This window comes from Sphingopyxis sp. USTB-05, from assembly GCF_023822045.1.
GTDB lineage: Bacteria > Pseudomonadota > Alphaproteobacteria > Sphingomonadales > Sphingomonadaceae > Sphingopyxis.
Genome location: NZ_CP084712.1, coordinates 792,403 through 818,034, shown reverse-complemented (window position 1 = coordinate 818,034; position 25,632 = coordinate 792,403). Strand labels below are relative to the sequence as shown.

The window sequence follows — 25,632 nt, the reverse complement described above, 5'->3', positions numbered from 1 at the left end:
TCCCTGCCGCTCAGAACCGGAATCGCGCCGTCACGCCATAGGTGCGCGGCGGAATGTAAGTGCCGTATATCGTGCCGAACAGTTCGAGCTTGCTCGTATAATTGAGCTCGTTCGTCAGGTTCTTCGCCCACGCGGTCAGTTCCCATTTGTCGTCAACGTCGCGCACGCCGATGCGGGCATTCAGCAGGATTTCGCTGTCGAACTTCAGGATCGGAGTGTTCGGATTGTCGAAGAAATTGGCGCCGGTATATTGAAAATCGCTGCCCGCGACGAGGACAAGGCTCTCGCTGATCGGTTGGTCAAGGTTCGCCGCGATGCCGAATGCATGTTTCGGAGTACGGCGGCAGCTATTGCCGTCGAGGTCGGTGCCGTCGTCATCGATGATCAGTTCGCCGGTGAAGTTGCACTTTGAATAGGCGTAGTTGCCCGACAGGGTGAAGGCGTCGCTGATCCGCGCCTGAATGTCGAGTTCGAGGCCATAGGCGCGCGTGCCGTTCGCCGCGTTGAACACGAAATTGTCGGGCGGCAGGCCCGGCCCGGGCGACAGGAACTGGTTGGTCTGCAGATTGTCATAGAGCGTATAATAGGCCGCGGCGTTGACGAAGAGCCGCCGGTCGGCAAGCGCGAGCTTGGCGCCCAGTTCGAAGCTGTCGGCGGTTTCGGGGTCGAACGATACCAGCGCCTCGGCGGGGGTGTTGGCGTCCTCGCCGGTCCAGCCGCCGGGTTTGTACCCCTTTGCATAGCGGGCATAGAAGGTCGCATTGTCGCTCGGCTCGTAGCGCAGCGTGGCGCTCGGCAGCCAGGCGTCCCAGCTCTGCTTGTCCGAAACGGTGAAATCGACCGGGGCGCCCTCGAACGACACGCCCGACCGATCATTGGTGTAATTCTTGCGGTCGTAGGCGTAGCGGAGCCCCGCCTCGAACGTGAGCTGATCGGTGATGCTGTAGCTGAGTTCGCCGAAGACGCCGATATTGTCGTTCTTCGACGTCGTGACGGTGTGATTGCTGCCTGGGAAAGGCGATGCCGGAGTGCCGCCGAATGCCATCGAAAAGGCGAATTCGGTGATCGACGAGAAATCGGCGAAGAGGAAATTCACGTCCTCGGCGCGGCGGATCTTCTCGCGCATGTAAAAGACCCCGCCTTCGATCTGGAGCGGGCCGCCATTGTTCCAGCGCAGGCGCAGTTCCTGCGAGAATTGGCGCACATCCTCCGCCTTGCCGCTGTCGAAATAGCTGTCCGGAACGGTCGCGAGATAAGTGTCGAGCCCGGCGAGCATTGCCGGCGTGATGTCGGGCGCGCCCGTCGCGGGATCGATCGCGAAGTTGAAAAACATGCCCGATCCGTCCTCGCGCGCCGCGAGCGAGGAATCGCGCCACGCGGTCTGCGACACAATGCTGAGTGCGTCGCTCGCCTGCCATTCGATCGAGCCACTGAGACCGTACATGTCCGAATTCTGGAAGCCGGTGAAATTATGCGCGCCGCGGCGGCGCTCGGCGCTGCGGAACGGTGCGTTGCGGTCGGGCAGGACAAAGCCCGGCAAGCTTGCGATCGGCGGCGCGAAGAAGCTGTTGAAGGTCACTTCCTCGCTGTCGCCGGGGACGATGATATCGACCCAGCGCGCGCCGTCGCGGTGCCGCGTATAATCGGCCGACAGGTTGATATCGAGCGTCGCATCGGGTTGCCAGCGAAGTTGGCCGCGGACCGACTGGACATTCTGGTCCTCCTCGTCACCGCCGCGGGTGTTGGTCGCATAGCCGTCATGCTTGCGCGAGCTGACCGTCAGCCCGAGCCCGAGCGTGTCGGACACCGGACCGCGAACCGAGGCCGCGGCGTCGAGCCTGTTGTAATTGCCATAGGTCGCCTCGAAGCGCCCCTCGAATTCCTTGCCCGGCTTTTTGGTCACATAGTTGATGAGGCCGCCGACAACACTCTTGCCGAAGCGCAGCGACTGCGGCCCCTTCAGCACCTCGACGCGCTCTAGATCGTAAAGATCGAGCAGCGACCCGGTGCCGCGCGACATATAGGCACCGTCGAGGAAGATACCGACCGCACCGTCGGCGCCCGCACCCTGGATGTCAGAGCCGATGCCGCGAATGAAAAGCTCGGTGTCGACAGCGCGTTCGGCGCTGAGCTTCAGCCCGGGAACGCGATAGGCGATTTCCGAAAAGTCCTTGATGCCCGAGCGTTCGAGAGCCGCGCTGCTGAAGGCCTGCACCGAAATCGGCACATCCTGCAGAGTTTCCTCGCGCTTGCGTGCGGTTACGACAATCTCGTCGCCATAGCCTTCGGCGGCGGGCGCCGACTGCGCTTCGGCAGTTCCGGGCAGCGCACATGCTGCGGCGGTTACGAGCAAGGCGCAGCGCCAGTTTCGGTTCATTCGCATTACATAGCCTCCCCAGCGGCCGGACGCACCTTGTCCTCTTGCGGGAAGGTTCCGTATCGGCCTGAACGATTGGACGGCCGAAACCTAGTCATCTCCATATATCTATATAATAGATTATGAGGATATCTCTATTCTGATTTGGCTATAGCAGATTGACGAAGACCGACTGCGCCCGGCTATCCATGAAAGATTATAGCACCCCGGCTATCGAATATTGGATCGCCATGGCCGGCGGGCCGACAAGCAATACCGGATTTCGTTTTGGGAGGCTTGAATGCGGCACAATCTTGTCATGCGCACGGCGTCGGTGGGCGTTCTGGCCCTTCTTTTGACTGGGCTCGCAGCTCCGTCGCTCGCTGACGAACCGGCGGAAGCCGCGGCGAAGCCAGTCCCGCCGCTGACGGCGCAGGAAAGCGACATTCCCGATCCCGACATCCGCGCCTGGTGGAACCTGACCTATAACCGCAAGCCCGAGCCGCCGGTGCCGGGCAAGGATTATGGCATGGACGCGGCGACCGGCCATTTCGTCCACCCCAAGGCGACGCCGCTCGTCCGCACGGCGCCGAACTTCCCCGGCCAACTCGATCATTGGGACCAGAAGAGCTATAAAAAGAATGTCGAGGTCCTGAGCTTCACGGGCTTCATTCCGTCGACCGGACACACGTGGCAGTCGATCGCCGACTTTGGCGGCAAACGCTATATGTACACCTATTACCGGTCGGGCGTCGGCGTGTTCGACATCACCGATCCGCGCAAGGCGAAGCTCGTCTATCGCCGCGGCCAGCGCATCGGCGCCCATGGCAAGCCCGACATCGTCAATCCCTATGGCAAGGGCGAAGGCTTTGGCGCCGCGAATATCTCGTGGCACAAGGGGCTCGGCAAATATGTGATGGTGCAGGCGTTCGAGGTCCCGCGCTATGGCATCATGGACGAAAAATATCGCGAACCCGAAGGCGTAGAGACGCTGAAGCACTGGAAGGGCCTCAAGGGCTTTCGCGTCTATGTGATGGACGGTCCGTTGCCCGACCAGTGGAAGCTCGTTGCCGAGCGGACGAGCGACTATCGCCATCCCGACGCCCCCCTGGGCCAACAGCAGGGATCGGGCGTGCTCGACATCCCGGCATGGAACGGGGGCAAATATATGTTCCTGTCGGCCGCGCCCGACGACCGTTTCATGCTGACGGAATTCGCCGACTATATTTATACCCCGGGCTATCAGGTCTGGGACATGACCGATCCCGCGAACCCGACCTTCGTCAGCCAGTTCGCCGCGCCCGGCCAAATCCTCGGCGATCCGGGCCATGAAGCGGCCTATCTGATGAACCCACGCGCGGGCAATCGCACCTCCTGGTTCGGATCGCGCATGCCCCCGTTCATGACCAAGGCGCCCGACGAGGGCGGCAAGATCGCCTTTGGCGCGATGGCGGGGCTCGGCCTCTATTCGCTCGACATCAGCAATCCCGCCGACATCAGGATCGTCGGGCACGTCAATCAGGTCCCGAAATTCGCGGGAACAGAATTCGATAATGTCGACCTCAGCCAATATGAGCGGACCGGCTATATCTTCACCAACGGCTATCCGATGAACGACGAATGTTATGAGCCGTACAAGGACATACTGGTCGTCGATGCGCGCGACCCGGCGAAGCTGAAAATCGCCGCCAAATTCCCCCGCCCCATCCCGCCCGCCGACGCCGCCTTCACCGATTTCTGCCAACGGCGCGGCAGCTTTGGCCCCAAACGGTCGGGTTACCTCACGCAACCCGGCCGCTTTCGCGACGGCGTGGTCGCCTATGCCTTTTACAACGGCGGGGTTCAGATTTTCGACGTGAAGGATCCGACCAAGCCGTCGATTGCCGGCTATTTCGTCCCGCGCTTCCCGACCGAGGCCGAAACCGGCGGCCAGTCGCAGGGTAATCTGACCTATGGCATCTTCGCCGAATATGACCGCAACATCCTGTGGGCTTTCACCAATCACGGCTTCTACGCGCTGTCGTCGCCGCTGATCGGCACGCCCTCGTTCAAGGCGCCTGCGAAGCCCTGGCCGCCACGCGATTAGGGTGCTGTCCGACTTCGATTGAAGAAACTGCGTGCCCCCCGCGAAGGCAGGGGCACAGGCCTTCCTATTCAGAAAGCGATCGTCACACCCTAATCGCGCGGCGGCAGGTGGCGGTCGACGAGGAGCATCGCGGCGGCCAGCAACATTAGCGCCGCCGCGACCAGCCCGAAATAGAGCAGCAGCCCGTTCGGACGCGCGAGCAGGAAGCCCGCGCCGAACGCGCTGGCAATCGCACCAAGCCGTCCGACGCTGATCGAATAGCCGATGCCCGCGGACCGGCACTCGACCGGAAAGACATGCGCCGACAGGGTGAGCAACAGCACCTGAAGCGACAACACCCCCGCTCCGGCGAGCGCGAGACCGAACAGGATCGCGCCATGCGGAACGCCGGGCGTGTGGAGCAGCACGGCCCACAAAGCCAGCGCGGCAAGACCCGCGCAGATCGTTCCGATCATCGTACGCCGCGACCCGATACGCAGCATCAGCCAGGTGAGCGCGAACGAGGTCGCGACCCCCGACAGGTTGAGGATCATCGCTCCACGGATCGCGCTCGCCATTTCGAACCCCGCCCCCGTCAACAGCACGGGGACCCAGCTAAGCAACGCATAGACGGCCATCAGCGCGGCGAAGAAGGCGATGCTCATCCCGATCGTCGAGCGCCGCAGCGACGGCGAAAGAACATGCCCGCCCTGCGCAACGACGGGCGGCGGCGCGAACGGCCCCGTCGCCGTGCCGCCCGCTTGCGCAACAAGCGCCGCGATCCGTGCATCGGCATCGCCGCGCCGCGCGAGCAATATCGGGGATTCGGGGAGCGCGCCGATCATCAGGATGCCAAGCAGCAGCGGCAATCCCCCGCCCACCAGAAAGGCGGCGGGCCATCCATAGGCGGGGATCAGCCAGGAGGCGAGCCCCGCGCCGACAATGCCGCCGCACGGCACCCCGACCGAAATGATTGTGAGCGCGTAGTTGCGCGCGCGTTCCGGCATCCATTCGGCGACCAGCGCCGTCGCGTTCGGGACCGCCGCGCCAAGGCCGAGGCCGGTGATGAAGCGAAGCACCGAAAAGCTCGTCACATCGCGGCAAAGCGCGGTGAGCATCGCGGTCGCGCCGAACCAGAAGGCCGCGCCGATCAATGCCCTGCGCCGTCCGTAACGGTCGCCGATCCGGCCGCCGACGCTAGTTCCCACCGCCATGCCCAGCAGCGACGCGGCCATGACGGGGGCAAGCGCGGCCGAGCCAATCTGCCAGTCGGCGAGGATTGCGGGCGCGGCGAAGGCGGCAAGCTGGATGTCGAACCCGTCGAGCAGGATGACCCCTGCGACGAGCGCGAGCACGCGCGCATGAAAAGCGCCGAACGCAAGCCGGTCGACAACCGGCTGGATCGGGACGGGACCGCTTTCGTCGATGGTCATACGAACGCCATCGCGTCCGCGCGGCCGCCCACCCGGCATACCGAAGCATGGACGGCGGCGGCCATTTCGCTTCCCGAAACACCGCGTGCGGGTTGGCGGCGACAGATCGACAGGCGCGAGCCGTCATGCCCGCGCGCCTCGACTGCAAGTTCGAGGCAATCGATGGCGGGATCGGAAATGAGCCGTGCGCGGCAGCGGTCGAGGCCGGTCGTGGCCAGCGCGCAGGCGACCATCGCGTTGACATTGTGCGGATAACGCGCCGCAATGTCGCGAACGCTGCCGTCAAACAATATAGTCTCTTGCATTGCCCCCGCCCCTGTCACCCCAAGGCTCGATGGCGGCTTGCGAAAGCTGATCGAGACCTCGTCCCACATGTCGCGCCATTCGACGAGGCTGTCGAGACCCACAAGCGCCCCATGCGGAACGAGCAGCGATCGCCCCGATCGCCCCGCCGCGTCGGTCAGGCGGTCGCACAGCGCCTCGTCGGCGAGCGCGGTCAGCGACAGTGGCATATAGTCGGCAAAGGCCAGGAAAGCCGTGCCATATTGGCAGCTGACTTCCGGCCCCGCCATTTCGACGATCAGGTCGGGGGATCGGTCGGGCGCGGCCGACAGGTCGTCGAGGATCACCTCCTCTGGCAATCCCGCCAGTCGCTCGCGCGAACGCGAGTGGATGAAGACGACCTCGTCCCGCCGGTCGCTAGCGGCGATGCGCCGGTAGAGCTCGGCTCCGATGAAACCGAAACCGATCAGCCCGATACGCATCGCCGCCCGCCCCCGCGCGATCAATATTTCCAGCGAAGCGTCACGCCATAGGTGCGCGGCGGATTGTACGAGACGAGGACCGAGCCGATCACGTCACTCTTTCCCGATTCATAGAGTTCGTTGGTCAGGTTCTTGGCCCAGAGGCGCAATTCCCATTTGTCGTCCTCGGTCGCAATGCCGATCGACCCGTTCAGCACACCGACCGATTTCTGCCGCGTGCGCGGGCTGTTCTCATTGTCGAAGAAGAAATCGTCGGTCCAGTTATAGTCGGCGCGCACGAAAGCGTTGATCCGGCTGCTGACCGGCACCGTCACGTCGCCCCCCACGCTGAACGAGTTTTTGGGCGAACGCCGCAACCGGTTGCCCTTCAAGTTCGTCGGCACCGGCACCGAACAGAAGCAGCTCGGGTCATATTGCAGTTCGGTGCTGATGAGGTCGCCGGTGATCTTTGCATCCATATAGGTATAGTTGGCGAAGAGCGTCACGCCGTCGACCGGAGCGAGCGCGGTTTCGAGTTCGATCCCTTTCACCCGCGCCTTGCCGGCGTTCGAGATGACATTGTCGGCGGGCAAGTTCGGGTCGAAGATCACGAACTGCTGCGTCTGCAGGTCCTTATACTCGGTCCAGAAGCCGGTGACGTTGAAACGCAGCCGGTTGTCGAGCCAGGTCGTCTTGGTCCCGAGCTCGTAATTCCACGCATATTCAGGATCGTAAGCGAGGCGCGCCTCGCCCGGGTTGGTGGCATTCTCGCCGTTCCAGCCGCCCGATTTATAGCCCTTCGAGACGAGGCCATAGACATAGACGTCCTTTGCCGGCTGCCAGTGCAGGTTGACGCTGGGCGTCCATGCGTCCCAGCTCTGCTTGCTCGATGCCGAAAAGGCGCGGGTGAAATTGCCGTTCTCATCCTCGAACTCGGCGCCGAGGAAATCGCCGATCGTCTCGCGATAGACCGAAAAGCGCTTCCGGTCCTTGGTGTAGCGGATGCCCGCAGTCACCCCCAGCGTGTCGGTGATGTCGAACGTGCCTTCGGCGAACGCCGCCCAGGTATCGCTCTTCAGCCGCGTTTCGGCGATCTCTTTGCCCTGCGCATAGAATTCGACGAAGATATAGTCGGCGATCTCGGTGCGATCGACGCTCTCGTGCTGGTAGTAGAGCCCCGCGAGCAGATTGAACGGTCCGTCGAAGTCCGACCGGAAACGCAGATCCTGCGAAAAACTCTTCGCGGTTTCATCCTTGTCGTTGATATAATAATCATCGTTGAACAGCGAATGGTCGATCGCGCCGAAATCGATGCGGCCGTCCGCGCCATAGATCATCTTCGTGAAATCGATGAAGCTGCCCGCATCATTGTTGACCGACGCGAACTTGCCTTCGCGATACGCGGTCACCGACGTGATCGTGCCCGAGCCGGTGTCGTAATTTGCGCTCAAATGGACACCGCCCAGATCGGCATCCTGCTTGCCGTCGATATTGTTCGGGCCGCGCCGCCGTTCGGGGTTCACGAACGGGATATTATGATCCGACGGCGTCTGGATATCGACCCACTTACCACCGCCGCGCCGCCGCGTGAGGTCGCCGGTCAGCAAAATGTCGAGCCGGTCGTCCGGCTGGTAGCGGAGCTGCGCCATCACGCCATAGGCGTCGAGATCCTCGACGTTGTTGCCGGTGAACGTGTTGCGCGCATAGCCGTCATGATGCCGCGCGCTCGCGGCGATGCTGCCCGACAGCCCGTCGCCGAGCCCGCCCGCGACGTTCGCCTTGACCTCGAAGCTGCCATAATTGCCGAAGCCCGCCTCTGCCCCCGCACGAAATTCGTCGGTCGGTTTGCGGGTGATGAAGTTGATCGCGCCGCCGACGACATTCTTGCCATAGAGCGTGCCCTGCGGCCCGCGGACGATCTCGACGCGTTCAAGGTCGAACAATTCGATCGCGGTGCCCTGCGCGCGTGACAGATAGACGTCGTTCAGGAAAAAGCCGATCGCCGGGTTCGACGCGGCGCTTTCGATATCGGTGCCGATGCCGCGCAGGAAGATATTCGGTTCGGACACGTTGTCGGGGTTGAAGGTAAAGCCCGGCACGCGGCTCGCGATTTCCGAAAATTCGTCGATTCCGGCCTTTTCGAGCGTATCACCGCCGATTGCCGCGACCGACAGCGGCGCCGATTGCAAATTCTCTTCGCGTTTCCGCGCGGTGACGACGATCTCTTCGAGCCCGCCACCGGATGTTTCCTTCTCCTGCGCAAGCGCCATATCGGGCACCGTCAGGACGGACATCGCCCCCAGCAACAGAAAAGCCCTATTTCCAGCAGTCGTTTTTTTCATTTTCTCGCCCCTCCCGGACCGGGCCATGCGTCCCGTCACAACCGTTCGGCCTCAAGAGTGCGAAGCTGAGCCCTATAATAAAAATAATATTGCAGGCTCCTTCTATATCGATTCCCTATACCTCCAGCGGCTCCGAACCGCCGCTGGCCAACGTCTTGAGTTAGGCGAGTTTAATTCGGAGCGGCGCAGGACGACGGCGCACATGCGCGCAGCCGCGAGGGTCATTGCCGAAACGGCTGCCTTCGATCGAGGGGCTCGCCCTCAGCGTTCGCCCATGGAATCGCCGAATGTCTTGGATATGGGCTTCAGCAGATATCTGAGCACGGTGTTCCGCCCCGTCTTGATCTCGACAGTGGCGGTCATGCCCGGCTGAATCTCGATCTTTTCACCTGCCCTGGGCCGTAGCGAACGCGCGTCGGCCGTGACATTGACGCGATAGAATATCTGCTCGCCGGTTGGCTTTTGCTCGGTCAGCGTGTCGGGGCTGATGTAGGTGACCCGGCCATTTGCGGAGCCATAAATCGAGGAATCATAGGCATCGAATTTCACTGAAGCGTCCTGACCGACCCGCAGATACGCGATATCGACCGGCGACACCTTGGCCTCGATGATGAGTTTGTCGCCCGTCGGGACGATCTGCAACACCTCGTCGCCTGGACGCAGGACAGCCCCGATCGTCGTGAAGCGCACATTTTTGACTACGCCATCCGTCGGCGCAAAAAGGATCGCCGCATCCAGCGCGGCGATCCGTTGTTTCAGCGTCTGCTCGGCGACAACCAACTCCTCTTCGGTGCGGCTGTATTCGGCCTGTAGATCCTGAAGATATTTGTTCTGCCGGTTCGCAATCTGCCCTTCGATGTCCGCAACCGACCTTTGCAGCCGCATGATCTCGCTGCGGCTGACGTCGCCAAATTCGAGCAGCGGCATATTCATTTCAAGCTCGCGGCGGGCGATCGCCTGCATGTTCCGCAATGTGCCGATGTCCTCGGCCTGCGCGGTGCGCCTGCGACTGTAGAGTTGCCGTTGATTGGTGACGAACTCCGGAAACGACTGAACATCGTCCGTGAAGACCAGCGGACGATTGAACAGTTCGGCCTCGACCCGGCTTTTGATCGTCCGATAGCTCGCGACCTTAGCGCGCGATTCCTCCACCGCCGCCTGAATGCGGACGGGGTCGAGGACGACGAGTTTCTGCCCGCGACGGACGCGATCGCCTTCGCGCACCAGGATTTCACCGATCACGCCGCCGTCGGCGCTCTGGATCACCTGCACCCGGCCCGCGGGAATGACCTGTCCCGTCGCGCGGCTGACCTGATCGATCTCCGCGAACCCCGCCCAGACGAGGAGGCCGGCAAGCGCGATAGCGGTCACATTGATGACCATGCTGGAGCGCCGGAATAAGAATCTGGGAAACCCCATGCCTAGCTCCCGGTCCGAGACTGCTGAACGGCGGAAGCCGCCTTTTCCCCACGGCGCAATTTGTCCAGTACCGAAGCCGTGTCGCCATCCAGCACGACGCGTCCCGCCTGCATCACGAGCAGGCGCGACATAGCGCCAAGGAATTGCAGCTTGTGCGTGACGATGACGACCGACGTCGACGGATCGCTGAGCTTGGAGAGGAAAGCCAGAACGCGTGCCTCATTCTCCTGATCCAGATTGGACGTCGGCTCGTCGAGCAGCAGGAATCGGGGCTTGAGAAGGAAGACGCGGGCCAGGCCGACCATGGTGCGCTGCCCCCCCGACAGTCCGCCGCCGCCTTCGAAAACCGGAAGATCGAGCCCCTTGGGGTGCGTCCGTATCAAGTCGTCGAGCCCTGTCCGCGACGCCGCTTCGAGCAGGTGATCGTCCGAAAGGGTCGGCAGGCCCATCGTGAGATTGTCCCGCAAGGTGCCCGACACGAGCCGATAATCCTGGGGGAAATAGCAGATTTCGCGCCGCAGATTGTCTTCCGCAATCTGGTCGAGCGCGATGCCGCCGAGGAGCATATGCCCCTTCTGAGGCGGAACCAGCCCGGCCAGCAGCCGGAGCAAAGTCGATTTGCCCGCGCCGACCGATCCGATGATTCCAACGCGCTCCCCCGGTCCGATTTCCAGTTTCGGAACGGCGAGGCCGAAGCGCGATTCCCCATGTGAAAAGGCGACATTTTCTGCCTTCAAGACCGAGGAAAGCGTGTCGGGGCGAATCTTCTGCGTATCGAGCGGCTGATCGCTCGGCATCGCCAGCAATTGGTCGAGCGCGCGCAGCGATGCGCGGGCATAGCCCCATTGAACGACAAAGCCGGGCAGCGCGGCGACGAGGGGGCCATTTATCCGGCCGCTGATGATCGTGCACGCGATCAGTCCGCCCATCGTCATGTCGCCCTGATTGACGCGATAGGCGCCCCACACGACGATGCCGACATAGGCGACCTGCTGAAGAAAGGAGAAGGTCTGACTGGCGAACACCGACCAGCGCTGAACCTTCACATCATGCCCATTGACCGCGTCGATCAGGTCGTTCCACGCGGCGAGCATATGCCATCCGCCCCGATTGGCCTTGATCGTTTCCGATGCGTCGAGCGCTTCGACCAAAAGGCCATTCTTGCGATTGCCCGTGACCTGCGTCCTGTCCGCATGTTCGCGGATGCCGCGTGAAAATATGACGGCGAGCAGCAGCGAGAGCGCGAATATCGCCAGCGGCACGATCGCGATAACCCCGCCGATCACGGCCATCACGACCAGAAACAACAGCGCAAACGGCAGATCCGCCATGACGAAGATCGAGGCGGAGGAAAAAATCTGGCGCACCTGTTCCAGCCCGCGCAATTGTGCCGCCATCGTTCCGATCCCCGGCGGCCGCGCGTCGAGGCGGACGGCCTGCATGCGATCGAAGAAATATTCCGACACCTCCGCATCGATGGCCATCGCTTCGCGCCCGACCATTAACGCCCGGATCACGCGCATCACGAAATCGATTAGCAGCGCGAAGCCGATCCCGGCCGTCAAAACCCATAGGGTAGCGAAACCGCCACGAGGGATGACACGATCATAAACCTGCATCGAGTAGAGCGATGTCGCAAGCGCGAGCGTATTGACCACGATGGTGGCGACCACCGTCTCGAACAATATATGCTTGCGGCGCATGATCGCGGACCAGAATATGCTCCGTGCGCGCATGAAATTCGGCCTTTCGGCCATCGCCGGAAAACGCATCTCGATCAGCAGACAATCCTTATCCCACGCGACCTGTTGGGCCCCGCCGATCGCCAGCGCGCGGATGGTCGTCGGCGTGTCCCATTGTTCGGCGAGCGCCCAGCCGGATGGCGTCAGGATCAGCAAGGGGAAGGCGTTTGCTCGCGGTCGTTCGCGAACCTGCCGGGGCTCCGGCCATTTCAGAGCCGCGGCCAGCTTGGTCAGGGCCTCGGGATCGTTCAAATCCAGATCGCCGGGCGCCCCCGCCGCCCAATCCGGCGCCAGGCTGATGCCGCGTCGGCGGGCGAGCGCCTCGATCAGTTCCTGATGGGGCTGGTTCATGGACCGCTCGCCTCCCCGACCGTTTGCCATTGCCCCGTCCGCATCATGAGCCGGGTGAGATAGGCGAGCATGTTCACGCGCGCATCGAGCGCGTCGATCTGCGCCGTCGTGCTCTCACGAACCGCGTTCATTACATCGAGCCAGGTCCGCCGGCCGCTGGTGAACTGGCGCATATAGGATTCGGTAACGCGCTGCGATGCTTCCGCCGAGAAGCGCGTCGTCTCCGCCCGCGCCGTCGCCGCTTCATATTCGACATGATCGATCACCAATATGTCGCGAAGCTCGCGCTCGGCGGTCCCGATCTGTGCCTCGCTTGACAATTGGCGCAGGCGGGCGGCGTCGGCGGCGGCAAAGCGCGAAAGCCCGCCGTCCATCTGCATCCGCACGGCAAGGCCGATCTGATGGCCATTGAATTCGCCATAGCCATATTGCGCGTTAAGTTGCGGCAGCGTCTGCGCTTTCGCGATCCGCGCGTCGGCGTCGGCGACCTCGGCTTCCAGGCGCACGCGGCGCAGCCCGGGATTGAATTCGAGCCCCGCCGCGACCAGCGCTTCGCGGTCGAGATTCGGCAAATCGGCAGCTTCGCGATAGGTTGACGTCACCGTGTAGAAGGGATCGCCGACAAGTTCGCGGAGGCGCTGAATCGCGGATTGCTGCTGCGCCACGGTCAGATTGATTTGCTGCGAGACCTGCGCGGTCCGCGCACGAACAAGTTCCAGATCGGACCGCGGGCTGACCTCCTGTGCAACCCGCCGTTCCATCGACGCGAGCAGACGCTGATGCTGCTCGAGGCTGCTGTCGAGGATCGCGCGACGCTGCGTTGCGCGAAAAAATTCGTAGTAGGACGCCGCCACTTGCAGCGCGATATCGAGGATCGCCTGATCGTAGCTGGCGAGCGCCGCCTGTTCGGCCGCCCGCGCCCGGCCGATCGAGCCCTTTATCCGGCCCCCGGTCCATATCGGCTGCTCGACCGTGACGGTGGCTTGCGCACGGTCGCTGCGCTGGCCGAGGATCAGCCCCTCGACCCCAAAGCTTGGAAAGCGTTGCCAGCGCGAGGCCCTGAGATCGGCGCCCGCAGCGCGGACATTCGCTTTCGCCGCGACGATCGAAGGGTGGTCCGCAACCGCACGGTTCGCCAATTCCTCCAGTTGCGGATCGAACCACGGCAAACCCTCCGCGCGCGCCTCCTCCGCCCCCGGCGGACCATAGACCGGCGGTGTGACAGCCTGAGCGGACGCCGGGTTCGGCGACAAAATCCATAGGCACGACAGCGCCGCCAGTTTTGCAGATGCGAACCGGCCGCGCGCGCTCGCAATGCGCCCTTTCCCCGTGTCACCCCCCGCCGCCGCCACTTCGCCGATCATGCAGGCAACGGAGCCAGGGGGGATACGGAGAGGCTACGCAATGACGTGGACGCCCTGCTCGATCAGGACGGTCGCGCCGTTCAGCATATATTGGTCGTAAATCGTGCCGCCGATGGTCTGGCTTGCGCCCACGACCCACGCGCCGTTCAGATTGACGATATCGTTGCTGTCGCCGGTGACCTGCAAGACGCCCCCGCCGGTTGCGGCCAATATGCCGGCCTCCGAAATATCGAGCACATTGCTGTCGTCGTCATAGCCAAGATCGATGCGCTCGATATTGGAGATATTGCTGGACCCGCCGAGAGCCAGATCGATGCCATCGAGCACCAGCGTGTCGAAATCGGCATTGCCGTTGATCGACAGGAAATTGAGGCCCGACAGCAGGATGATGTCGTTGCCGGCACCGCCGTTAAAGATGTCGGCGCCGTTGCCGTCGATCAATATGTCGTTGCCGACCCCGCCATTGAGCGTGTCATTGCCGGCACCGCCCATCAGAAGATCATTGCCGGTGCCGCCATCGAGCGTGTCGTCGCCTTCATATCCATAGAGCCGTTCGAATATCGACCCGGCCGGCGTCCCCGTAAGAGTGTCGTTGGCCGACGTACCTTCGACGATGTCGGGGCTGCCACCCGCGCCGAGCAGCCCCTGGAGAACATCGGCATTTGCGAGGGTCGAGATCAGGTCGGTATCGATCGCACCGTCAGAATCGGTCGCGGTTACCCTGAAACTTCCGAGCAGGCTGACGTCGAGACTGGCCGGCGGCAAAAGGGCCAGCAGGTTGACGCCCGACTCCAACTGCATCGTCGCCAGCAACTGGTTCACCGCGAAATTGTCGATAACTCGCCCGTCGGCCGAGGTGATCGTCAATGTCGAGGTCGGGCCAACGACCCCCAATATGCCCGCCGTGTTCACGACCGACACGGACAGTCCGAGTTCGGCCGCCAAGGCGTTCGAAACGGTCAGTTCCGCATCAGCCAGATTGAGGCTGACGAGTGCGGCATAGGAAACGACCACCTGTTGCAGATTGTCGTCGGGATCGAATGCCACGATCGCCTGCCGGCTGAGGTCGATGATGTCGAGCGCGCTCAGACCGACAAGTCCGAGGAGGTCGACATCGGTCGCCTGCGCGATCGGCGCGCGGTTGCCCGGCGTGACCGTCGGGGTGCGGCTGTCGAACGATACCGATGTTGACGCGGTGTCCCCGTCATTGTCGGCGATGACGGCCCCGATCGTGGTCAGGCTGTTCGCCTGCGCCGAACTGGTCGCCTGGTCGACCACCAGGTTGCCGCCCGCAAGCAGTCTGCCGATAATCTCCGACTGCGAGGTCAGCCCGCCGACGAGATCGACGCCCGACAACTGGATCTGCTGGTCCGCCAGCGCGGCATTGAAGCCGCCCGCGAAGCCGCCGCTCGAACTGAGCGAGATGATCGTGTTCCCGCCGGCAACGGCGACATGGATATAATTGGCAAGATTGCCCGAAATATTGCCTATCGCCGCTTCGCCCTGGAGAATGCCCGCGAGGTTGATGATGTCACCGCCGGCGCTGGCCGGCGCGCCGTTGAAGTCGGCGATCACGTCTTGCGCGGGCGCGCCGACGGTCCCCTGATCACCCACCTCCCAGATGAAGCGGTCGCTGCCGGTGCCGCCCGTCAGCGTGTCGTTGCCGCGACCGCCGACGATGATGTCGTTGCCCGCACCGCCGTTCAATACATCGTTGCCAAGCCCGCCGCGTAGCAGGTCATTGCCGCCGCCGCCGCTCAGATTATCGGCGCCGGCATAGCCGTAGAGACGTTCATCCTCGGCTGTCCCGGTCAGCGTGTTGGGGGCGGCAGTACCCTCCGTAACGCCCGCAGGATCATTTGCGGGATCGAGCAGGCTCGTTCCCAAGAGGTCCCTGTCGGAATCCGTGGCGGTGGCCCCCGACGTATCGGTCGCCGTTATCGAAATGGTCGGCAGGAGGTTCAGCGCGGCGAGATTTAGGCCGCCGCTTTGCTGAACATAGACCGTCGCAAGAAATTCATTCAGGCGCAAATTGTCGATCGGCTGCCCGTTGGCCGATGTTATCAACAGCGCCGAGAAGGACTGCGTATTGACGCTCACCGCCAGCGGCGGGATGCCGATGGTGAGCGCGAAAATATTGTTGGTCTCGACGACAGTGAGGCCGAACTCGGCCGCCATCGCCGCCGACCAGGCGAGGTGATAGCCCGCATTGGTTCCGAGGCTAAGCCCGGCACCCAACAGCGCTTCCGCACGAATTTGCACTTGTGAAATATTGTTGTTCGCATCGACCGCGGTCAGCATCTGGTCGGTGCCGATGCCGATCAGATCCAGCGCGTCGGCGTTGACCAAGCCAAGCAAGCTCGCCGATGCATTGACGTTAACCACCGGCGCCTGGGCTTGAGAAGCTGCGGTTGCGAGCGCCGCATATTGATATGCGCCGGTCATCATGTCGACGGCAATCGTTTCGCCCGCCGTCGTATTGATCAGGAGCTGGTCGCTCGCAGGGTCGAAGCTCCAACTGGCGACGGTGCCCAGCGTGCCCGCCCCCGTGACGGCGTCTGCGTCGGGGTCGAACGTCAGCGTGTAGGTGCCCACGGTGATGGACTGGACATGGCCGCCATCGGCGCCATAGCCGACGACCAGGTCGCCGGACGCCTGACCGGGCACGCCGACCACAAAATGATCGGCAGGCTGCGCCACCGGCCCATCGTCGCGGACTTCGACCGTGAGCAGGCCATTCGACGAGGCACCGCCATTGTCGGTCGCCGTGACGACGAAGCCCAGCGCCAGCAGATCTTGGCCGGCGGCCTGGTGATCGATCGGGCGCGCGAGATCGAAGCTATATGCGCCCGACGTGCCGAGGGTGAGCACCGCGACGGTGGCGCCGCCGGCCGTTCCGGTGAGCGTATAAACGCCGCCCGCAAAGCTGCCCGCCCAGGCGATCGGCACGCCGTTGGAAGTCAGGCCAGTCGGGCCGGTCACCGCAACGCTCGTGACCGATCCGTCCACATCCGACAGCGTCATCGTCCCCGTCGCTCTTGTCGGCGCCGGGACAGACCCGCCGTCGAGCAGACCGCCGGGAAGGCCCGATTCAGCGACGCCGGCAGCGGCGTTGACCACAATCGGCGCATCATTCACCGGAGCGACGACAACGGCCACGGACGCAGAAGCGGTGCCGCCATGGCCATCGCTTATCGTATAGCTGATCGTATCACTGCCATTGAAATTCGCATTGGGCGTGTAGGTCAGCACACCTGTTACCGGATCGATCGAGACGGTTCCGTTCGTCGCGGTGGCGGCCGTGACCGTAAGCGGGTCACCGTCGGCATCGCTGTCATTGGCCAGAACATTGATCGTCACCGGCGTGTCTTCGGCGGTCGACGCAGTGTCGGCACCCGCCACGGGCGCGTCGTTCACCGCCGTGACGGTCAGCGTCACGGTGCCGGTGTCGGTCAGCGCACCGTCGGTTACGGTGTAAATAAAGCTGTCGGTGCCGTTGAAGTTCGCTGCCGGGGTATAAACGTAACTCCCGTTCGCCGCGATCGTGACGCTGCCACCCTGCGTGGTCGCGAAAGTCCCGGCCACCGCGGACAATATATCGCCGTCGGCATCCGTGTCGTTGGCGATCAGGCTGACCACCGAACTGAAGGGCGTATCCTCCGTCACCGTCGCCACGTCATCCACCGCAACCGGCGCATCCGCGACCGGCGAGACGGTTACCGCGACCGTTCCGCCACTAGTGCCGCCCACGCCATCGCTCACGGTATAAGTGATGGTGTCGCTGCCGCTGAAGTTCGCGTTGGGCGTGTAGGTCAATGCGCCAGTGACGGGATCAATCGCCACCGTCCCGTTCAGCGCCGTGGCAGCCGTGACCGTCAGCGGGGCGCCTTCGGGATCGTTGTCGTTCGCCAGAACGTCGATCACGACGGGCGTATCTTCCGCCGTCGATGCAGTGTCAGCACCTGCCACCGGTGCGTCGTTCACCGCCGTGACCGTCAACGTCACGGTGCCGGTATCGGTCAGCGCACCGTCGGTCACCGTATAAATGAAGCTGTCGGTGCCGTTGAAGTTCGGGGCCGGGGTATAGACATAGCTGCCGTCTGCCGCGATCGTCACGCTACCACCCTGAACGGTCGCGAAGGTCCCGGCGACCGCCGTCAGCGTGTCGCCATCGGCATCCGTGTCGTTGGCGATCAGGCTGACCACCGAACTGAAGGGCGTATCCTCCGTGACCGTCGCCGCATCATCGACCGCCACCGGCGAATCTGCGACCGGCGAGACTATGACCGCGACCGTACTGCTCGTCGTTCCGCCTGCGCCGTCGCTCACGGTATAGGTAATCGTGTCGCTGCCGCTGAAATTCGCATTGGGCGTATAGGTGAGAGCGCCCGTCACCGGATCGATCGAGACGGTTCCGTTCGTCGCGGTGGCGGCCGTGACGGTCAGCGGGTCGCCATCGGCATCGCTGTCGTTCGCCAGAACGTCGATCACGACGGGCACATCTTCGGCCGTGGATGCGGTGTCGGCGCCCGCCGCCGGACTGTCGTTCACTCCCGCCACGGTCAACGTCACCGTGCCCGTGTCGGTCAGAACGCCATCGGTGACGGTATAGATGAAACTGTCGGTGCCACTGAAGTTCGACGCCGGTGTATAGGTATAGCTGCCGTCCGCCGCGATCGTGACACTGCCGCCCTCAGCCGTCGCAAAGGTGCCGGCGACGGCCGTCAAGGCATCGCCGTTGCTGTCCGTGTCATTGGCGATCAGGCTGACGGTTGAAACGAAAGGCGTATCTTCCGTCGCGCTTACGGTATCATCGACGGCGACCGGCGCAGCGGCGCCTGCCGATACGACCACGATCACCGCCCCACCAGCCGTTCCGCCCGCCCCGTCGCTCAAAGTGTAGCTGATCGTATCGGTGCCGCTGAAACCTGTGTCGGGCGTATAGGTGAGCGCACCCGTGAGGGGGTCGATGGTGACGGTCCCGTTGACTGCCGTCGCGACCGTGACGGTGAGCGAGTCGCCGTCGGCGTCGCTGTCATTGGCGAGGACGTCGATTACCACCGGCGTGTCCTCGGCCGTCGCGGCGGTATCGGCCCCGGCGACCGGAACGTCGTTCACCGCAGTGACGGTCAAGGTCACCCTGCCGGTGTCGGTCAGGGCACCATCAGTCACCGTATAGAGGAAGCTGTCGGTGCCGTTGAAGTTAGCCGCCGGGGTGTAGACATAGCTGCCGTCCGCCGCGATCGTCACGCTGCCACCCTCAGCCGTCGCAAAGGTGCCGGCGACGGCGGTCAACGCATTGCCGTCACCGTCAGTATCGTTCGCAATCAGGCTGACGATCGAACTGAACGGCGTGTCTTCGGTGACGGTCGCCACGTCGTCGACGGCGACCGGTGCATCAGCCACAGGCGAAACCGTCACTGCGACGGTGCCGGCGCTCGTTCCCGTGCCATCGCTCACCGTATAGCTGATCGTGTCGCTGCCGTTGAAATTGGGATTGGGCGTATAGGTCAGCGCGCCCGTCACCGGGTCGATCGTAACGGTACCGTTCGTCGCGGTGGCGGCGGTCACCGTCAGCGGATCGCCATCGGCATCGCTGTCGTTCGCCAGAACGTTGATAATGATTGGCGTATCTTCTGCGGTAGACGCGGTATCGGCGCCTGCCACCGGAACGTCATTCACTGAGGTGATCGTCAATGTCACCGTCCCAGTGTCGGTCAACGCCCCGTCAGTCACCGTATAGATGAAGCTGTCGGTGCCGTTGAAGTTCGCCGCCGGCGTATAGACATAACTTCCGTCTGCCGCGATCGTGACGCTGCCACCCTGCGTGGTCGCGAAAGTCCCGGCCACCGCCGTCAACGCATCGCCGTCCCCGTCGGTGTCGTTCGCGATCAGGCTGATTGCCGAGCTGAACGGCGTGTCCTCCACCACCGTCGCCGCGTCGTCGACCGCAACCGGCCCGTCTGCGACCGGCGATACGGTCACCGCGACTGTTCCCGTGCCCGTGCCGCCTGCCCCGTCGCTCACCGTGTAGGTGATCGTGTCGCTGCCGCTGAAGTTCGCATTGGGGGTATAGGTCAGTGCGCCCGTCACCGGATCGATCGCCACCACACCATTTGTCGCGCTGGCCGCGGTCACCGTCAGCGGATCACCATCGGCGTCGCTGTCGTTGGCCAGCACGTCGATGACTACGGTCGTGTCTTCGGCCGTCGACGCGGTATCCGCGCCCGCGGATGGTGTGTCATTCACCGCCGTCACGTTCAGCGTCACGGTGCCGGTGTCGGTCAGTGCGCCGTCGGTCACGGTATAGATGAAGCTATCGGCGCCGTTGAAGTTCGCCGCCGGCGTATAGACATAGCTTCCATCCGCCGCGATCGTGACGCTGCCGCCCTGCGCGGTCGCGAAAGTGCCCGCCACCGCCGTCAACACGTCGCCATCCCCGTCGGTGTCGTTTGCAATCAGGCTGACCACCGAGGTAAATGGCGTGTCCTCCGTCACCGTCACCGCGTCATCGACCGCGACCGGCCCGTCATCGACCGGCGACACCGTCACTGCGACTGTCCCCGTGCCCGTGCCGCCAGTGCCGTCGCTCACCGTGTAGGTGATCGTGTCGCTGCCGCTAAAGTTCGCATTGGGAGTATAGGTAAGCGCCCCCGTGACCGGATCGATCGTCACCGTGCCGTTCGTCGCGGTGGCTGTGGTGACCGTCAGCGGATCACCCTCGGCGTCGCTGTCATTGGCAAGGACGTCGATGACCACCGGTGTGTCTTCGGCCGTCGATGCCGCGTCAGCGCCTGCGGCCGGGACGTCGTTCACGGCCGTGACCGTCAGCGTGACCGTCCCGGTGTCCGTGAACGCGCCGTCGGTCACGGTATAGGTAAAGCTGTCGCTGCCGTTGAAGTTCGCCGCCGGCGTATAGACATAGCTGCCGTCCGCCGCGATGGTTACGCTTCCGCCCTGTGCCGTTGCAAAGGTGCCGGCGACAGCGGTCAAGGTATCGCCATCGCTATCAATGTCATTTGCGATGAGGCTGATCACCGAACTGAACGGCGTGTCTTCCGTCACCGTCGCCACATCATCGATCGCGAGCGGCGCATCCGCGACGGGAGACACTGTTACCGCGACCGTCCCGGTGCTCGCCTCTCCAGTGCCGTCGCTTACCGTATAAGTGATGGTGTCGTTGCCGTTGAAGTTGGGATTCGGCGTGTAGGTCAGCGCGCCGGTTACCGGATCGATCGTCACTGTGCCGTTCGTGGCGGTGGCAGCGGTGACCGTCAGCGGATCACCCTCAGCATCGCTGTCATTGGCGAGGACGTCGATCACGACCGGCGTATCCTCGTCTGTCGACGCCGTATCGGCGCCCGCCACTGGCGCGTCGGCGACCGGCGAAACGGTAACGGTAACAGTACCGGTAGTCGTGCCCCCTGCGCCATCGCCGACCGTGTATGTGATCGTGTCACTACCGTTGAAGTCGGGGTTGGGCGTGTAGGTCAGCGCGCCGGTTACCGGATCGATCGTCACCGTGCCGTTTGTCGCGCTCGCGGCGGTCACCGCCAGGACATTGCCGTCGGCATCGCTGTCATTGGCCAGAATGTCGATCACGACCGGCGTATCTTCGGGCGTCGTCGCGGAGTCCGCGCCCGCTGTGGGCGCATCATTCACTCCAGCGACCGTCAGCGTCACGGTACCCATGTCGCTTCCGCCGCGGCCATCGTTTACGGTGTAGTCGAAGCTGTCCGTGCCGCTGAAATTGGGGGCCGGCGTATAGGTATAGCTGCCGTCGGCATTGATCGTTACGCTGCCGCCCCGCGCCGTCGCAAAGGTTCCGGCAACCACGGTCAGCGTGTCACCGTCGGCATCGGTGTCGTTGGCCACGAGCCGAACTGTCGAACTGAAGGGCGTGTCTTCGGTCGCGCTGGCCGCATCGTCTACCGCAACGGGTGCCCTATTGGCGGTGTTTCCATTTCCGGGACCGTCGCTGCCGCCACCACCGCCACCGCCAGCCGCAACGGCTGCCAGGCCGGCGATCGCGCCCGCTCCGAGAAGGATCGGCACGATTGAATGATTTTCCTCCGCGACCAGCAGGGATTCGATCGATTGCAGCGGAACCAGGCCGTCACCGCCCGCTTCGCTCGGCAACCATTCCCAAAGCGCGCCACTATTGCGATCTTCGAAAACGAGATTGTTGGACAGGGCGCCGTCGTGCGTAAAGAAATGGTCGATGGTTAGCGAATCGCCGTTGTCGAAACGTATTAGGAGGCTATCTCCGTCACGAACAATCTCTTGCACGTCATCGCGTCGTGAAAATAGCTTCACGATCATGGGAGATTTTAAGTCTATTCGATTTCCTGAAGACGATATTTGGCGCCCGGATGCTTTATCGATCAATACATAATCGACTATTTTGCCCTGCGCCATTCTCAAACCTCCCAAGATGAGCTGTTGAAACTGGTCCCGTTTCCTAAGTTATTGTCGCCTACAGTCTAATTAGGGTCCAAAAAAGTTAACAACTCCCCAAAATGAGAACAAAAATCCAACATTATACACCAAAGTGGATTTATTTAGATTACTAAGAAAAATTTTCCCCTATACTCGCCACACGCCCGGAAACGTCTATCTCCGCCATAAGTTGCATGGCCAATATGCTCGATAAGCCGCCAATTTCTGGCTCTCCAACCTATGTTAAGCTGTTCGAGAATGTTCACATTCGAAAAATGGCCGATTCTCGACTGAAGCAAGGGCGGGCTAACAGCAAAGTCCGCGCATGATCGCCATTGCCGGTGAGCACATAGGTCGTTGTTCGAGCACCCCAGCTTTACCGATCGCTCCAATCCGCGTTGGACATGGGAAGCAACAATTGATATCGATATCATAGAAAGGAATATCATGCTCGATCCCGATATCGCGGCCGCTATGGGCCAACCGCAGGACATGCCGCCGCTGAGCCCCGAGATCATTCCGATGATGCGCGCGCATATGGCGATGATGGGGGCAGCAATGCCCGGGACCGACATTGATCATGTCGAGGGCTTTGACGCCGACGGTGTGCCGGTCCGCCTCTATCGCCCCGCATCGGATACCCCGTTGCCGCTGCTTGTCTTCCTGCATGGCGGGGGATGGATGTTCGGCGATCTCGACACGCATGACGCGATGACGCGCCACCTCGCTGCGGCGAGCGGCTGCGCGGTGCTTGGCGTCGGTTATCGGCTGGCGCCCGAGCATAAATTCCCGGCAGGTCTGGACGATGCGATGACCGCGCTCGACTGGGCGCGCCGGTCGGCGGCCGACCTGGGATGCGACCCCCATCGTATCGCGCTCGGCGGCGAAAGCGCGGGCGGCAATCTGACCGCTGCCGTTACGCTGCGCCTGCGCGACGAAGGCAAGCCGCAGCCGCTGTTCCAGTTGTTGATCCATCCCGCGACCGACATGAGCTTCTCGCTGCCGTCGTTCACCGAAATCGCGGCACCCGGCCTGTCGAAAACCTATCTCGATGCATGCCGCGAATATTATCTCGGCGATGTTCCAGAGTCCGATCCGCTCGCTTCGCCGCTCCGCGCCGACAGCCACGCCGGCCTTGCCCCGGCGATCATTCTCACCGCCTCGGAAGATCCGCTGCGCGACGACGGCGAATATTATGCCGCCGCGCTGGTCCGGGCGGGCGTCGAAACGCTGGCCCGCCGCCTGCAGGGCCTGCCGCACGGCTTCCAGTTCCTGCCGATCACAATTCCCGCCGTCGCAGCCGCCAATGACTTGATCGGAGGGCTGGTCCGCCGCTACTTCGCGGCTACATAGGGTTTCGGATTTTCGGGGGACGTTCAATCATGGGCAAGATCGGCAAGGACGAACGCCCGACCATGGAAATGGTCGCGACGCTTGCCGGCGTCTCGAAAATCACCGTGTCGCGCGCGCTACGCGGCAGCAACCTTGTCCGTCCCGAAGTCCGCGAGCGCATCGTGAAGGTCGCGAACGAGGTCGGTTACCGGATGAATGTCGCGGCGCGCAGCCTGCGCACGCGCGAAACCCGGACCATCGCGGTGGTGATCGACCAGATCGACCCAGGCCGCCAGTCGCACACCGACCCGCTCATCCTCTCGATCATCGGCGGCCTGCTCGAAACGCTGACCCCGGCTGGCTATTCGACCTTGCTGACCACCAATGAGCATTTCCTGTCGTCGAGCGCGGTCGGCGCCGATGGCGCCGTCATGCTGGGCCAGGGCGAAGGCGCGCACCGCGTGACGCAGGTCTCTGCAATGAACTTGCCGATCGTCGTCTGGGGCGAGCCCGTCCCCGGCGTCAGCGCAAAGGTCGTCGGCAGCGACAATCGCATGGGAGGCAAACTCGCCGCCGAACATCTTGTCACACGGGGCGCCACGCGCCTGCTGTTCCTTGGCGATATCCAGCACCCCGAAATCGCAGCACGGCTGGAAGGGTTTCGCGAAGCGCTGGCATCCAGCGAGGCGCGGCTGGTCGGCGCCCTGCCCTGCCCCTTCACCGCCGAGGGCGGCGCGGGGGCGGTACGCAGCGCGCTCGACGCCGGAACAGCGTTCGACGCGCTCTTTGCCGCAAGCGATTTCATCGCCGCCGGCGCCTGCGACGCACTGTCGGGACGCGGGCTCTCGGTCCCAGGCGACGTCTCGATCGTCGGTTTTGACGATGCGCCGATCGCGAGCGTGCATCGCCCGTCGATCAGTTCGATCCGTCAGGACGGCGCCGAGGCCGGCCATGCACTGGCCCATGCCGTGATCGCACTGATCGAGGGCAACGCATCCATCACGGCACAGGCGCTTCCCGTCGAGCTTATTGCGCGCGAGACCAGTCGCTAACCAAGGTGTTTGCGGAAGAAACCGGCGATGATCCCGTAAGTTTCGACCGACTCGGGCAAGTCGACGTCCATGTGATGCGCGTGCCAGAGGCCGTCGAACAGGACAAAGCTGGCATCGACGCCCGCCGCGAGCAGGCGGCGATGCATGACCGACACGGCGCTGGCGGCGAAATCGCGCGTCGCCGAGATGAGTAAGCTCGGCGGGAATCCAGCCAGCGTTCCGGGGTGTTCGGCCGACAGCACAAGCGGATCGGCAAGATCCGCGCCCCAAAAATAGGGAAGCTCCTCAACCTTCGGCGCAGCACCCGTCCCAGCCCGCGGGTCGAACAGCGCCTGGGCCAGCGCTGCGTCGCCTGCGAATGGAACCGGCGCGCCATGGAAGATGCCGATTGCGCCCGGCGTAGGCAGTCCGTCATGAAGAAATCGCGCGACCGCCTGCGTCGTCAGTACCGCGCCCGCCGAACAGCCATATATACCGATCTTCACCGGTTCGACCGTTTCGATCAGCGCGCGATACACTGCGACGACATCGTCGACAGCGGCGGGATAGACATGCTCGGGCGCAAGCCGATAGTCGATGGCAAGCACACGCATCCCGGAAACCGCCGCGATCGGGACAGCCTCCAGCAGCGCACCCGGCCCTTCGCCCCACATGAACCCGCCGCCATGAAGGCACAGCAGCACCGGCGCATCCGCCGCGCCGCCGGTCGGAGCGACCTCATAGACCTTCACACCCGCAATCTCGCGCTCGTCGATATCTACGGTGTATTTCGCCTGCGCCTTGTCGAGTAGACGCTGGTTATAGTCGCGGAAAAAGGGCCGCGCATCAGCGAGGTCAGACGGCGTAGCCGATTCCCGAAGGAAAGCGCCGAACCGCGCCTTCGCCGCGTCACTGACCCATGGCCCAAATTGCTCGGCGTCGCTCATCCCATCCACCTGCATCCCGCCTCTCTCATTCGATCCACTTTATGTTATCGATAGCACTTAGAAATCAT

Annotated in this window: 12 protein-coding genes; 3 read left to right on the top strand and 9 right to left on the bottom strand. The window is 63.2% G+C overall.

Features of this window, described 5'->3' with window-relative positions:
- Nucleotides 1–10: 10 nt before the first annotated feature.
- Nucleotides 11–2,383 (bottom strand): TonB-dependent receptor, encoded by a 2,373-nt coding sequence (locus tag KEC45_RS03515; RefSeq protein WP_083435858.1) that lies wholly within the window; start codon nt 2,381–2,383, stop codon nt 11–13.
- A gap of 274 nt (nt 2,384–2,657) precedes the next feature.
- Here KEC45_RS03515 and KEC45_RS03510 point away from each other — a divergent pair, with 274 nt between their 5' ends.
- The gene (locus tag KEC45_RS03510; protein ID WP_062183070.1) at nt 2,658–4,442 is read left to right on the top strand and encodes a hypothetical protein; all 1,785 of its coding nucleotides are present in this window, start codon (nt 2,658–2,660) and stop codon (nt 4,440–4,442) included.
- An 89-nt stretch (nt 4,443–4,531) separates the two neighbouring features.
- Here KEC45_RS03510 and KEC45_RS03505 read toward each other — a convergent pair whose 3' ends face one another.
- The 7 genes from KEC45_RS03505 to KEC45_RS03475 all read right to left on the bottom strand — a co-directional run bounded on the left by KEC45_RS03505 (nt 4,532) and on the right by KEC45_RS03475 (nt 22,233).
- Nucleotides 4,532–5,854 carry an MFS transporter gene (locus KEC45_RS03505; RefSeq protein ID WP_193749182.1) on the bottom strand — a complete coding sequence of 441 codons (1,323 nt, stop codon included), beginning with the start codon at nt 5,852–5,854 and terminating at the stop codon, nt 4,532–4,534.
- Nucleotides 5,851–6,618 (bottom strand): aspartate dehydrogenase domain-containing protein, encoded by a 768-nt coding sequence (locus tag KEC45_RS03500; RefSeq protein ID WP_152682406.1) that lies wholly within the window; start codon nt 6,616–6,618, stop codon nt 5,851–5,853. The genes KEC45_RS03505 and KEC45_RS03500 overlap by 4 nt, the downstream gene beginning before the upstream one ends.
- A gap of 20 nt (nt 6,619–6,638) precedes the next feature.
- A complete protein-coding gene (locus KEC45_RS03495) occupies nt 6,639–8,939 on the bottom strand; it encodes a TonB-dependent receptor (protein WP_252171491.1) in 2,301 nt (766 codons plus the stop codon).
- Between the two features lie 261 nt (nt 8,940–9,200).
- Nucleotides 9,201–10,322 (bottom strand): HlyD family efflux transporter periplasmic adaptor subunit, encoded by a 1,122-nt coding sequence (locus KEC45_RS03490; RefSeq protein WP_238586708.1) that lies wholly within the window; start codon nt 10,320–10,322, stop codon nt 9,201–9,203.
- A gap of 38 nt (nt 10,323–10,360) precedes the next feature.
- Nucleotides 10,361–12,451, bottom strand: a complete 2,091-nt coding sequence (locus tag KEC45_RS03485) for an ATP-binding cassette domain-containing protein (RefSeq protein WP_062183089.1) — start codon at nt 12,449–12,451, stop codon at nt 10,361–10,363.
- The gene (locus KEC45_RS03480; RefSeq protein WP_062183091.1) at nt 12,448–13,815 is read right to left on the bottom strand and encodes a TolC family protein; all 1,368 of its coding nucleotides are present in this window, start codon (nt 13,813–13,815) and stop codon (nt 12,448–12,450) included. Before KEC45_RS03480 ends, KEC45_RS03485 begins: the two co-directional genes overlap by 4 nt.
- 33 nt (nt 13,816–13,848) lie before the next feature.
- Nucleotides 13,849–22,233 (bottom strand): Ig-like domain-containing protein, encoded by an 8,385-nt coding sequence (locus tag KEC45_RS03475; protein ID WP_252171490.1) that lies wholly within the window; start codon nt 22,231–22,233, stop codon nt 13,849–13,851.
- A 468-nt stretch (nt 22,234–22,701) separates the two neighbouring features.
- Here KEC45_RS03475 and KEC45_RS03470 point away from each other — a divergent pair, with 468 nt between their 5' ends.
- The gene (locus tag KEC45_RS03470; protein ID WP_062183096.1) at nt 22,702–23,607 is read left to right on the top strand and encodes an alpha/beta hydrolase; all 906 of its coding nucleotides are present in this window, start codon (nt 22,702–22,704) and stop codon (nt 23,605–23,607) included.
- Between the two features lie 29 nt (nt 23,608–23,636).
- Nucleotides 23,637–24,638 carry a LacI family DNA-binding transcriptional regulator gene (locus KEC45_RS03465; RefSeq protein ID WP_062183100.1) on the top strand — a complete coding sequence of 334 codons (1,002 nt, stop codon included), beginning with the start codon at nt 23,637–23,639 and terminating at the stop codon, nt 24,636–24,638.
- Here the strand turns inward: KEC45_RS03465 and KEC45_RS03460 are convergent.
- Entirely contained in the window at nt 24,635–25,564 is a 930-nt protein-coding gene (locus KEC45_RS03460) for an alpha/beta hydrolase (protein ID WP_193749183.1), read from the bottom strand. The genes KEC45_RS03465 and KEC45_RS03460 overlap by 4 nt on opposite strands.
- Between the last annotated feature and the right edge of the window lie 68 nt (nt 25,565–25,632).